Source organism: Phocaeicola vulgatus ATCC 8482, assembly GCF_000012825.1.
Taxonomy (GTDB): Bacteria; Bacteroidota; Bacteroidia; order Bacteroidales; family Bacteroidaceae; genus Phocaeicola; species Phocaeicola vulgatus.
The window spans coordinates 954,849-967,944 of record NC_009614.1 but is presented as its reverse complement, the minus strand read 5'-3'; the positions used below and the strand labels follow the sequence as shown (position 1 = coordinate 967,944).

At 44.1% G+C, this 13,096-nt stretch carries 12 protein-coding genes; all 12 read left to right on the top strand.

The genetic code is table 11. The annotated features are described in order from the left end of the window. Nucleotides 1-4 precede the first annotated feature (4 nt). The 12 genes from BVU_RS03525 to BVU_RS03470 all read left to right on the top strand — a co-directional run bounded on the left by BVU_RS03525 (nt 5) and on the right by BVU_RS03470 (nt 13,091). Nucleotides 5-1,186, top strand: a complete 1,182-nt coding sequence (locus BVU_RS03525) for a glycosyltransferase (RefSeq protein ID WP_005636871.1) — start codon at nt 5-7, stop codon at nt 1,184-1,186. 69 nt (nt 1,187-1,255) lie between these two features. Then, nucleotides 1,256-1,594: an acyltransferase gene (locus BVU_RS03520; protein ID WP_005656926.1), complete on the top strand. Its 339-nt coding sequence runs from the start codon at nt 1,256-1,258 to the stop codon at nt 1,592-1,594. Nucleotides 1,595-1,598: 4 nt separating this feature from the next. Continuing rightward, the gene (locus BVU_RS03515; RefSeq protein ID WP_011964865.1) at nt 1,599-1,979 is read left to right on the top strand and encodes a serine O-acetyltransferase; all 381 of its coding nucleotides are present in this window, start codon (nt 1,599-1,601) and stop codon (nt 1,977-1,979) included. A gap of 462 nt (nt 1,980-2,441) precedes the next feature. Next, nucleotides 2,442-2,564: a hexapeptide transferase family protein gene (locus BVU_RS23080; protein ID WP_005840881.1), complete on the top strand. Its 123-nt coding sequence runs from the start codon at nt 2,442-2,444 to the stop codon at nt 2,562-2,564. Nucleotides 2,565-2,570: 6 nt separating this feature from the next. Next, entirely contained in the window at nt 2,571-3,764 is a 1,194-nt protein-coding gene (locus BVU_RS03505; RefSeq protein WP_005636881.1) for a glycoside hydrolase family 88 protein, read from the top strand. A 12-nt stretch (nt 3,765-3,776) separates the two neighbouring features. Further along, a complete protein-coding gene (locus BVU_RS03500) occupies nt 3,777-4,475 on the top strand; it encodes a WecB/TagA/CpsF family glycosyltransferase (RefSeq protein ID WP_005656920.1) in 699 nt (232 codons plus the stop codon). An 11-nt stretch (nt 4,476-4,486) separates the two neighbouring features. After that, nucleotides 4,487-5,647: a non-hydrolyzing UDP-N-acetylglucosamine 2-epimerase gene (gene wecB / locus BVU_RS03495; protein WP_007219053.1), complete on the top strand. Its 1,161-nt coding sequence runs from the start codon at nt 4,487-4,489 to the stop codon at nt 5,645-5,647. A 288-nt stretch (nt 5,648-5,935) separates the two neighbouring features. Beyond that, nucleotides 5,936-6,106 (top strand): hypothetical protein, encoded by a 171-nt coding sequence (locus tag BVU_RS22490; protein WP_005636888.1) that lies wholly within the window; start codon nt 5,936-5,938, stop codon nt 6,104-6,106. A gap of 436 nt (nt 6,107-6,542) precedes the next feature. Then, a complete protein-coding gene (locus tag BVU_RS03485) occupies nt 6,543-6,851 on the top strand; it encodes an Arm DNA-binding domain-containing protein (protein WP_005636892.1) in 309 nt (102 codons plus the stop codon). A 24-nt stretch (nt 6,852-6,875) separates the two neighbouring features. Continuing rightward, nucleotides 6,876-9,137: a Helicase associated domain protein gene (locus BVU_RS03480; protein WP_005636894.1), complete on the top strand. Its 2,262-nt coding sequence runs from the start codon at nt 6,876-6,878 to the stop codon at nt 9,135-9,137. A gap of 329 nt (nt 9,138-9,466) precedes the next feature. Continuing rightward, on the top strand, nt 9,467-11,842 hold the full coding sequence (locus tag BVU_RS03475; RefSeq protein WP_005840888.1) for a hybrid sensor histidine kinase/response regulator: 2,376 nt from the start codon (nt 9,467-9,469) through the stop codon (nt 11,840-11,842). Next, nucleotides 11,787-13,091, top strand: a complete 1,305-nt coding sequence (locus BVU_RS03470; RefSeq protein WP_005636898.1) for a sigma-54-dependent transcriptional regulator — start codon at nt 11,787-11,789, stop codon at nt 13,089-13,091. Before BVU_RS03475 ends, BVU_RS03470 begins: the two co-directional genes overlap by 56 nt. Nucleotides 13,092-13,096: the final 5 nt, after the last annotated feature.

Sequence of the window (13,096 nt, the reverse complement as noted above, 5' to 3'; positions counted from 1 at the left end):
AATAATGAAAGTTCTTTATTCTCATCATGGCATGAAAGGAAAAAATGGATGGGGACGAACCTTTTATATGGCACAAGGATTAGCAGATTTAGGACATGATGTGACCTTATTAACAATCAATCCTAAATGTTCATTCTTTAAGATAAATACTATTATCTATCAAGGTGTTAAAATAAAAGTACTACCAGACTTTTTTCCTGCCAAAATGAAATCCTCAGGTTTTGCTATTTGGAGTACTTTATTTGGATTGATATACTCGATGTTCCATAAATTTGAAATATGTATAGCAGATTGTGGACATAGATTTACTTCCTTACCTTGTAAATTAAATAGATTTATTTATCATTCTGTTTATATTTCTGAGTGGTGGGATTTCTTTGGTAAAGGAGGTTATATTAAAAAGAAAAGTAGATTGTTTAGGTTAACATACGGTAGACTGGAATGCTATAATGAACTCAACGATAAAAGAAAAGCTGATGCTATAGTCGTATTATCTACTTTTATGAAAGATAGGGCTGTTGAAAATGGAATTGACTCAGAAAAAATTTTTATTGTTCCTGGTGGGTCTATAGTGAAAGATGTAAAGCCGTTATATCCATCCTATTCATCTGTTGAAAAACGAAAAATAAATATAGCATACATTGGCATTAATAATCACGAAATTGATTTGATAGCTCCGTTTATAGAAGCATTGAAATGTGAAAATGTTAAAAACAGTTACAGGTTGATTCTATATGGGAATACTATCTCAAACGAAAAGTGGAATCAATTAGGATTGTCTGAAATTGCTGAATATAGAGGATGGTTAGATTATTCTAAAGATGTTTCTACCTTAAAAGATATAGATGTGTTTTTGCAATTATTAGATGACAACAATGTTTCTAAAGCTGGATGGCCTAATAAATTAGGTGATTATTTAGCATTTGGGAAGCCCGTTATATTGTCACCTTATGGTGATATAATTGATTTTGTAAAAAATGAAAAAGGTTTTTTTATAGTAGAATACAATAAATACTCGATATTAAAAATTTTACAAGAAATTAAAGATATACCTTATAGCGATTTAAAGACCATGGGGTACGCTAATAGGCAATTAGCGGAAAAAATCTCATGGAAAAATAGAGCAAAAAATATAGAATATATATGCAATAAAATTAGATTTAATAATGAAACTGTCAAGAATTAAAAAACTTGTCTTCCTTCATTTACAGCATTTGCCAATGAAGTCAAGGGGTTGGAGACCAACGCTTTGTAAATGGGGGGGGTAAACATCAAATGCCCTAAAAAGACCTTCATCGGAGAGGACGTTATTTTCGACACAAATTATCCCGAAGATATTGTCATTGAAGAGGGCGTGCGCCTGACTGTCGGCGTCCGGATTGTAACGCATTTCATGAACCCGAAGACAGGCAGTTATGACCGCGGTCAAGTGCATGTTGGCAAAGGAGCCTACATTGGCATGGGAACAATGGTTGTCAAGCCGGTCACAATCGGAGAAGGGGCAATCGTAGGCGCCGGGGCAATAGTGACGAAAGATATACCGTCAAACGAAGTATGGGCAGGAAACCCCGCCCGCTTTATCAGAAAACGATAAAATTATGCCAAACGCAATATTTTTTTACAGAATACAGAGGTGGTTATACTTACACCACATTCCATTTTTACCTAAATTAATTCAACTATTAATTTTTCTGATTTACAACACTAAAATTACTGCTGATTCAAAAATCGGTAAAGGATCTTATTTTGTTTGTAAAGGAATTAGCACTGTACTAATCCCAGGAACGGAAATTGGAGAAAACTGCGTATTAGGTTTACGATTCTCAACAGTAAGAAAATTTCCATATAAAAACGTTCCTAAAATTGGCAATAACGTTTTTATCGGTCCAAACGTTGTAATCTGTGGACCAGTAGAAATTGGTGATAACTGTATTGTTGCAGCTAATTCGTTTGTTGATAAATCATTAAGGGGGGGGTAATTGTTGCAGGCTCTCCTGCTAAAATAATCGGATATACTAAAGACTTAAACTATAATATTTCTTCAAATCAAAAAGATTTAGATGGAATAGCACCATATCTGCAACCAAAAGAGTAAATCAAAAGTTGCAATCGGATATAGTTTTAAAAGGATAAAACTATGTTGAATGCAATCTCTTTTTATCGGGTATCAAGGTGGCTGTACTTGCACCACATTCCTGTACTGCCAAAATTGATAACATTGCTTATTTTCCTAATTTACAACAGCAAGATTCCATACCAGGCAAAGATTGGCAGAGGGTCAACTTTTGGATACGGAGGTATGGGTGTTGTTATCCATTCTAAATCAATTATAGGGGTAAACTGCACTATATGTCAGCAAGTTTCCATAGGGGGGTAATTCAAGATTTCCGGAAGTACCAGTGATAGGTAATAATGTTTATATTGCGAAAGGTTCTATCGTTATGGGTGGTATAACAATCGGAAACAATGTTACAATAGGAGCAAACGCAGTCGTAACCAAACCAATTCCCGATAATGCTATCGTTGCAGGCGTACCCACCAAAATTCTAAGGACTAAAGAATAACATAATATGCATAAAGTTATCAACTCTTTTCGCTTGCTGAAGGAGTATTGCGAGAATGAGGGGTTCAAGGGTTGGGATCCCTATGACGGACTTAACTCGAAGGTTTTTCAGGCGTTGCCGTTCCTGAAGAAGTCGGCAATCTGCCGCCTGGTTGTTATCCAAGGATTTAAGCGCTGCCCAGTCAATCTCCGCAGGCTTGCGCTTGTCCCCAAGGAATATAATGCCAAGGGCATCGGGCTTTTCCTTTCCGGTTACTGCAACCTATATAATGCGGTTAAGGCAAACCCCAAACTTGCGGAAAGCCTCGGCTCTCCCGATTCCCTGAAATCACGGATTAACGAACTGGCTGAACTGTTGATCTCTCTACAATCAAAAGGTTACAGCGGTGCTTGCTGGGGATATAACTTTGACTGGCAGGCTCGCAGACTTTTCCTTTTCCCAAAGTTTACTCCAACCGTTGTTGCGAGCAATTTCTGTGCAACCGCTCTTATGGAAGCATACGAAATTACCAGAGAGAAAAGGTTTCTTGAAATCGCTCTCAGTGCGGCACATTTCGTTATCAACGACCTTCACCGCACGGAATATAAGGACGGATTCCTATTCTCTTACAGCCCGTTGCAGGGAAACGACACTGTCTTTAACGCCTCACTGCTCGGCTCAAGGCTGCTTAGTTTTTGCTACAAGTACACAGGCAACGAGGAATACTGCGAACTTGCAGAGCAAAGCATAAAGGCATGCTGCTCAGGTCAAAAGCCAAACGGTGCATGGGTATATGGCATGCTACCCGTTCAGAGTTGGGTTGACAGTTTTCATACAGGCTATAACCTTGATGCGCTTATTGCATATCAGGAGCTGACAGGCGACAATAAGTATCGCAAATATATTGAGAAGGGCTTTGAATATTATATTCAAAACTTCTTTGAAGCCAACGGAATGCCAAAATACTACGACAACCGCACTTATCCCATCGACATTCACTGCCCGGGGCAGTTGCTCGTAACGCTCGCAAGGTTGCACAAGATCGAAGAATACAAGGAAATTGCAGAAAAGGTCATTGATTGGACTATCCGCAATATGCAAGACCGGAAAGGCTATTTCTACTACCAGTTAAAGCCGGGGATAAGTTCAAAAATATCATATATGCGTTGGAGCAATGCGTTTATATTTAATGCTATGAGCCATTATTTACTTGCCGAATAATATTTTAATCTTATGGATAAAGTTTCATTAAACGGGGTCGAAATATTCCCTTTCGACTCCGAACAGCAACTATTGCATTATGTGGACACGCATAAGGGCATATTGGTAGCGATCAATGCAGAAAAGATATTGCATGCCACGGAACAGACACGTGCCATTATCAATCGAAATATTGGGTATTGTGATGGAGCCGGTGCACAAATGGCTTTAAAGCAGAAAGGTTATAAAGATGCCTGTAAGATTCCCGGATGTGAACTATGGCTAAAGATTATTACTCGCTTTTACAAGGAAAAGACATTCTATCTGGTTGGTGGAAAACCGCAAATCGTAAATGAGACCGTAGAGAAACTGTGTTCTGAATATCAGGATATCCGAATAGTGGGTTATCGTAACGGCTATATCAAGACGGATGAAGAGAAACGACGATTGATAGACGATATTGTGGAGAAGAAACCGGATGTGGTATTCGTGGCTATGGGGTCGCCAAAGCAGGAATTGCTGATGGAGGAGATACAGCAACGGCATCGCGCTATCTTCCAAGGATTGGGTGGCAGTTTCGATGTCTATACAGGTCATGTGCAGCGCGCACCGAAATGGTGGGTGGAGCATAATCTGGAATTTGCTTATCGCTTGATAAAAGAACCCAAAAGAATTAAACGTCAGATCCACTTGGTGAAGTATGCTTGGTGGCTGATGAAGAAAAAATTATAAACAGAGGAAATATGAAGAAAGTGATGTTGGTCTTCGGCACCCGTCCGGAGGCAATCAAGATGGCTCCGCTGGTGAAAGAATTCCAGAAACAGCCAAAACGGGTAGAGACTGTGGTGTGCGTAACCGGACAGCATCGGGAAATGCTGGATCAGGTGTTGAAGATATTCGACATCAAACCGGATTATGATTTGAATATCATGAAGCAGGGACAGGATCTGTATGATGTGACCGCTCGTGTGCTGACCGGTATGCGTGATGTACTGAAAGAGGTAAAGCCCGATGTGGTATTGGTACATGGGGATACTACCACTTCTACAGCTGCAGCTTTGGCTGCTTTTTATCAACAGATACCGGTGGGACATGTGGAAGCTGGTTTGCGTACACATAATATTTATAGCCCATGGCCGGAGGAGATGAATCGGTTGTTGACGGGGCGTCTGGCGACCTATCATTTTTCTCCCACTCCGTTAAGTCGTAATAATCTGATTAAAGAGAGCGTTGATGACCGCAATATCATTATAACTGGTAACACAGTGATTGATGCACTTTATTGGGTAGTGGATAAAATCAAGAACAACAAGGAGCTAGATAATGAATTGGAAGATATATTGAGCAAAGCGGGTTATGATGTAAACCGCTTGAACAATGGCAAGAAGCTGGTATTGATTACAGGGCATCGTCGTGAGAATTTTGGTGACGGATTTATCAATATGTGTACAGCTATTAAAGATTTGACGGTTAAATATCCAGATTTGGATTTTGTTTATCCTATGCACTTGAATCCTAATGTACGCAAGCCGATTCATGAGGTGTTCGGGGAGAATCTGTCCGGCTTAAAAAATATGTTCTTCATTGAACCATTGGAGTATTTGAGTTTTGTGTATCTAATGGAGAAGAGCAGCATCGTATTGACAGATAGCGGTGGCATTCAAGAGGAAGCTCCGGGACTGGGTAAACCGGTATTGGTGATGCGTGATACCACGGAGCGACCAGAAGCATTAGATGCCGGAACGGTGAAACTGGTAGGTACGGACTATAATAAGATTGTAAACGAAGTATCATCTTTGATTGATGATAAAGCAGCTTATGAAAAAATGAGTAAGGCTGTAAATCCGTACGGTGACGGATTAGCCTGCGGACGTATTGTAAATGCATTGTTATATAGGATATAAGCTGAGCTATGAAGCTGATACTGAAAAATATTTTTACAAATCGAAATACTTGTTATTACTTATGGTTTGCATTACCAAGAGCTAATAAACTTAAAGTGAAAGTTTTTTCTGGAGTTGAACTTCATTATCGGGACTTGTTTCATGGTAAGATATACGAATTGTTGCAAAACCTAACATCGGGTATAAAATGAAGAATGATAAACGAAAAAAAGAAATTTTTCGGTGGATATTCCTCGGAGGACTTTTGTTGTTTGTGACTTTTCCTGTTTTTACGCAGTAAATACAAGAATGAGTGGATTGATTTATGTGCCGAGCACGGACATAGATGATGGAGGAAAAACTCGCATAGGTGGTCACTTTTTCAGAAAAGAGTTCCTGCCCGATGTCAGCTTGAATTCGTTAGGAAAGTGGATGTATCATACAGGCAATCATTTTTTGAGCATCATTCCTTTTTCATAGATTGAGCTGGAATTATTTGTACTATACAGAAAAAATTAAAAGACAGCAATATAGATAATATGGATTTTGATCACAAGAATTGATATTTATCTAAAAGAATCAGGCCTATCAAAGAAAACGAATGATGATCATGTATTGCTATTGGAAGTAATGATCACATTACGACGAGTGACAAGGTGAAAAGAGATGATTGGCCGGATAGTAGAAGAACCATATTGGGGAACTATTATGTTGCTGCCACTAAATATACGAAAAAAAAACATATCATAGGTTTCTATGTCACCTACCGAAAATGAAAACGTGATTACAATTAAATGGAATGGAGTGGCAGACTGTATGACTTATCAGTCCTCTTTGCAAAACGGGAAATATTCTTCGGAAGGTATATGCTTTTACATCAACCTACTGTAAAATACTAATCAAGAAAATAATAAGGATGCCTACAGTCGTTGTCCGTTTTGAGACTTGTAAGAAAGCCATAGGGTACGGTACGGTTTATTACCGTATCTACAAAGGACATAACCGACGTATGGAATTTTCTTCCCACCTTCACCTACCAACTTCTTCTTGGGATGAAACCACAAAGACAATCCGGGGAGAGCATCCCAAAGCCTGTCTCTTTCGTGCTCAGATGGAAGCGGATCTTCGGCTTTTGAACCGGATTATAACGGAAGATGTTACCGGTCGACTGACAATGGGCGATATGATAGCCATCTTTAAACATCAAAGGACAATAATCAAATGAACTTTTGACTTGTAAGTCAATAGGATGGTACCGTCTTTGACAGATTGCTATCACCGTCTAGGTTTTCAGGTAACAGAATCCGAAGATGGATTACGGATAGGCTTCAAACCGGGAATGGCACATGCTATCGTGAAGGAGATTTGGAACGAGCAGCCTTTGACCCGTTCGGATGTTGAAAGGTTTTATGAAAAGCTTTCTTCACTGAACAAAGGATATCGAAATCTCTATTTCAGGATCGTGGCGCACGGTGGATTCCTGCCGGAGGCATTGGACTTTGAACTGCACGGGCTGACCGTTTCGGATGAAAGCTATATTGAAAGCCTCTTGTCCGGAAGACATGTGGAGCTTTATCCGCATAACGAAGCGGCTTACAGGGCGATCATGCGGGGATTCAAACAACACCGTATCGGTACGGTCGTGCAGGCTACCGGAACAGGGAAATCCTATTTGCTGGCACGCTATATCGCAGATCATGCAAAGGAAAATATATTGGTCTTTGCTCCGAACATCACGATTCTGGATGAGATCCGGAAAGCCGTCGGATTCTCCATTCCGCAAGTGACGTACCGGACATTCCAGTCACTGATTCGTAACCGGGAGGACAATGGGTTGTTACGGGCAGATCATATTCTTATTGATGAATTCCATCATTTCGGGGCGGAAATTTGGGGAAGTGCCTTGCAGGAAGTGATAGAAAACAATCCCTGTGCCTATGTCCTGGGAACATCGGCAACGCCAATCCGTCCGGAAGGAATGATCGATACGGTGGATCTTTATTTCGAAGGAAATTTGTTTTATGAACTTACCTTGCCGCAAGCTTGGTATTACAATATCTTACCAGTGCCGATCCTGGTACAAAGTGCTTACGGGCTGGACAACGAACTGGATCGGCTGCAAAGAAAGCTGGAACGCAGCGGTTGTTCAGTCCGCCGGAGAGAGCGCATCCAAAAGAAACTGGACCTGGCGCGGGTCGATTTCAAAGGTGCTTTGGGCGCGTCGTCGGTGATCCGGAAGTTCCTACCCGAAAGCGTACGCAAACTGCTGGTTTTCTGTCGCGACCTGGCCGATCTCAGACAGATGGTGCCGGAAGTGTGCGACTGGCTCACACAGGCAGGCCGATCGATTACGCCATTTGAAATCCATCATGCGCAAAGCGAGCAGGAGAATCAGCGGCTGTTGGCCGCTTTCCGAGAAGAGTCGGACCGGTTACACGTACTCTTTTCCGTCAATATGCTGATCGAAGGATTGCATGTCGAGGGAGTGGATGCCGTCTTGTTCCTGCGGCGCACCGAATCTTACATTGTCACCCTGCAACAGCTGGGGCGCTGTCTGGATGCCGGAAGCGGGAAACAGCCGGTCGTCTTGGATTTCGTGAATAACCTGTCGGGTAAATCGGTCTACGACGTGATGGCGTGCCACTGGGAGCGACTCTCTTATCTTCCATCGCCCCACGGATTTGAAAGAACAACCTCGTTCCTCGCTACCGGCTATTTGTCGGATATCCGGCTCCGCATCGAAGAGATCCTGGCCGAGCTGGAACCATGGCAGATTATGTACGAGCGGCTGGTCGAGTTCCACCGGGAAGAGAACGACTGGCCTTCAGTGACGGAAGGGAAACTGGGCCTTTGGTGCAACACGCAACGCATCGCCTACAAACGAGGCTGTCTTGCCAAGGAACGGTGCGACCAGCTTGATGCAATCGGTTTTGAGTGGAATCAGCTCGACTCCAAATGGATGAGGGAATACCATGCATTGAAAGTCTTCTTTGATACCTGCGGACGCTGGCCCAAACGTGAAGACGGCCCGCTTGCGACCTGGTGTTATACCCAGCGGGAAAGACGGAAGGATGGACGTTTGAGCAAAGAGCGCATCCGGGCTTTGAATGAGATCGGCTTTGTCTGGAATCAGAACCTCCAAGGGGAATGGATGAAGAACTACGAGGAGCTGAAGTCTTTTGTCAGAAAATATCGGCGTTTCCCTAAATCGACGGAAGGGAATTTGGGCGGATGGTGCCATACACAACGGAAAATGCGTAAACAGGGAAAGTTACCCAATGACCGCCGGCTCCTGTTGGATAAAATAGGATTTGTCTGGTCGGCGGAACAGGTCTGGCAAGGCAACTTCGAACAATTGTGCCTGTTCCATAACCTGCAAGGACGATGGCCGGGATGCCGTGAAGGAGCATTGGGACGCTGGTGTACCATTCAAAGACGGGATTACCGCAAGGGGAACATGTCAGACGAGCGAAAAGCACAATTGGAAAGAATCGGTTTCCCTCTTGCCTGATATGGAATATATTCGATTCTATCCGTTATGAAAGTTGTCTATTCAATTATAATCAACATTGGAACAGTGTCTGTCATTACCCGGATTTGGAACTGCCAGCATACGGGTGGAACCAACTGATAAAACCGGAATAAGACCAATCTCATAAAGTAAATCGTTATTGATTCATCCCAATATGGAAGCCCTTGTCTGAAGCCGGTTATCGGAGAAGACAGGGGCTTCTTCTATATTTTATAAATGAATTATAGATAACTATTACACTGGCTTAACGAATCCGTTACAAATCCTTGGTGGTTTAAAGTGAGTGTTTACGTAAAATGAAAATATTTATGGTAGCAAGGAAAGTTTCATTACAGCATAAGGTTCTTTTAGGGTATATGATATTGATCATGGCTGTTTGCGGCATGGTTTCCATCTTGTTATACGAACGGAGCCGCATGCGTGAGATAAAAACGGAAACATCGGAGATACGCAGGATACGCCATGACATCAGTACGGCGCATCGCTATATCACGGAGCTTGCCACCTATGGAGAGTCCGTCATTGTCTGGGAGGATACCGATTTTCGTGAGTATCGCAGAAAACGCTTGCAAACGGACAGCTTGTTACAAATATTGAAAGTGAGTTGTGGCACGTTCGTCCTGCCAAAGCAGATAGACTCCCTATGTCATTTATTGGAAGCTAAGGAGATACATCTGCTCCGCATTATGGAGACCATTACCAGACAGGGGGAAGCGGACAGCCTGCTCGCAAATCGTCTGCCTATTGTTATCAGGGAAGCGGTTCGTACCCGGACAGTCACCCAAAAGAAAAAAGGGATTGCCGGTTGGTTCGGAGGGAAAAGGAGCGTACAGGTCTTCGAGCCATCGAAAGGACTGCAAGATTTGAATGAGAAGCTGATCGCCATGCAAGAGGAACGTGAACGCCGGATAGACATGTATACCGACAGTCTGCGCATACAGAATAAGGCCTTGAACCGGAAGTTGCAAATACTCATCACCCATCTTGACGGGCAAGCGCAGGCGGCGTTCATCAGTCGTGAGGAAAAAATCACGGAAGCCGGAGATTTTTCTTTCAAACTGTTTGTCTTGGTAATCGTCTCTGCTTCCTCCTTGCTATTCATCTCGTTCCTGATCATACGGCATGACATCAGGAAAGAAAGGGAAGGGCGGGCACAGCTCCAAAGGATAAACCGTGAGAACGAGGAACTGCTCGGTATGCGTAAACAGATCATCCTGACCATCTCGCACGATATACGAGGACCATTGGGTAATATCAACAACTGCGTGGAACTGGCCTCGGAAACCCGTGAAAAGAAAAAACGGGAAGGCTATCTGGAGAACATCCGCCATTCCTGCCGCCATATACTGAATCTGGTGAACAACCTGATGGATGTTTATAAGATCAATGAGACCAAGGATACCCGTAACGAGGTTCCTTTCCGTCTAAACAACTTGCTTGACAACATATCGAAGGAATATGCCCGCAAAGCGGGTGGCCGGGCCTTGCTGTTCGAGCACCGGCATAAGAATGTCGGTGATATTACAGTGAGAGGAGACGCAGACAAATTGGAACAAATATTGGACAATCTGCTGACAAACGCCATCAAGTTCACCCTGTCGGGTACGATCCGTTTCCATACCGAGTACATGGCGGGAAGATTATATGTGGAGGTCGGTGATACCGGTATCGGTATGGACGAGGAGACATTGGAACGTGTCTTCCGTCCGTTCGAGCGTGCGGCGCAGGAGATAAACTCGGAAGGTTTCGGTCTTGGGCTTTTTATCACGAAAGCTCTTGTAAAGGTACTGGACGGAAGCATTGAAGTAGAGAGCCGACCAGGTAAAGGTACAACATTCCGCCTGTCGTTTCCCCTTTCGGAAACGACAGGAGAACCGGAAACAGAGGAGCTTCCGGTACAATCTGCGACAATACTTCCCAAACATGTACTGGTAGTGGATGATGACAGCATCCTTCTGAAAATAACGGAAGACATGCTCGGGCGCAACGGGGTGGAATGCACGACCTGTCAAAATGCAAAAGAAGCCATTCTAGCACTCGACCGCTTGGATTATGATTTGGTATTGACAGATATACAGATGCCCGTGACCGATGGTTTCGGCTTGTTGAGATTACTGCGTAACTCGGATATCGGAAATTCCCGTACCGTTCCGGTCGCTGTCATGACGGCACGGGGGGACGGGGACTCGGGCGTGTATATGAAGTCCGGTTTTTGCGGTTGCATACATAAGCCTTTCTCTTCAAAAGGACTGCTGGCCTTTATCTCCTCCGTTACGGAGGGCAGAAGTGCAGGCATGTCTCCGTTCGACTATTCCCGCCTGATGGAAAGTACGGACGACCGTCGTCATATGTTCGGTCTTGTCGCAAAAGAGTCAGAAAAGGATCTTGCCGAACTGGAGGAGGCTTTAAGAGAAAACGATCGGGAAGCCATGCGGAGGATCGTACATCGGATGGCTCCGGTCTGGGAGTTGTTAGGGGCCAACGATGTACTGTTCGGTTATCGGAAGCTCCTGCATGACAAGACCTCGAGCGACGAGACGGTCAGAGAGTACACGATGAGAATTATGAAACAGATACGGTTACTGATAGACGAAGTAAATAATGAATTAAGAAAGAAAAATGACGGGGATGAAAAAGACTTTATTGATCGTGGAGGACAACCTGATTCTTTGCGATATTCTTGAGAGATGGCTACAGAAAGCCGGTTACAGGGTATTGACGGCCATAGATGAGCCTTCGGCACGCCGGAAAATCAAGGGGAATAACGTGGCGCTGGTACTGACGGATGTCCGCCTTCCCGAAGGGGATGGCATCAGTTTACTGGAATGGAGCATCTCCCAAGGGTTACATATCCCTTTTGTGGTGATGACCGAACATGCCTCCATTGCAGATGCGGTGCGTGCCGTCAAATTGGGCGCAAAGGACTACTTGCCCAAGCCTGTCCACGAGGAGTTACTGATGGAACTGTTACGGGGATTGATCGGTCTGCCAGTTTCCGTTCCCCCGAAGAAATCATTAATGAAAAGGCTTAGCGGGGCGGTCCGGGAGACCGAGCGGATAGCTTGTCGTGTGGCTCCTTTGAATTGTTCCGTCATGATCCTTGGACCGAACGGTAGCGGAAAAGAATCTGTCGCACAGCTGATCCAACAGCATAGCGGGCGTAAGGACAAGCCTTTTGTGGCGGTGAACTGTGGTTGTATCCGGGGGGAACTTGCCGCATCTGAGTTCTTCGGTCACGTGCAGGGGGCATTTACCGATGCGAAAAAGGATACTGCCGGCTATTTTGAGACGGCCAAGGGCGGTACGCTCTTCCTTGACGAGATCGGAAACATGCCTCCCGAAATGCAGACACTGCTGCTCAGGGTATTACAGGAAAGAGTGTATTGTCCAGTGGGCAGCCGCAAAGAACTTGAAGCCGATGTACGGATATTGTCGGCCACCAACGAGGATATGGAGCGTGCCATACGGGAGGGACGTTTCCGGGAGGATCTGTACTACCGTCTCGCCGAGTTTGAGATACGCCAGCCCTCTCTCTCCGAATGCCCGGAAGATATATTGCCACTGGCTGACTTCTTTCGTGAGCAACATTCAGAAGAGATACGTGTGGAGACCTCCGGTTTTACCGAACAAGCCAAAATCTCCATGCTTTCCCACTCATGGCCGGGCAATGTGCGTGAACTTGACAACCGGATAAGACGTGCTGTCCTGTTGGCGGTATCTCCATTGTTAACCCATAAAGATCTGAATCTTAATGCGACCATCTGTAGGACAGGCGAAAAATGTAAAAAAGGCTTGATGGAAGAAGCAGAAGAGAAAGAACTAATAAGGAAGATTCTGGAAGAATGTGGAGGTAAGATCAGTCGTGTGGCGAGAATGTTGGGGATGAGCCGTCCGACGCTATACAAGAAAATGGAAAGGTATGGGTTGAGATAGCATCT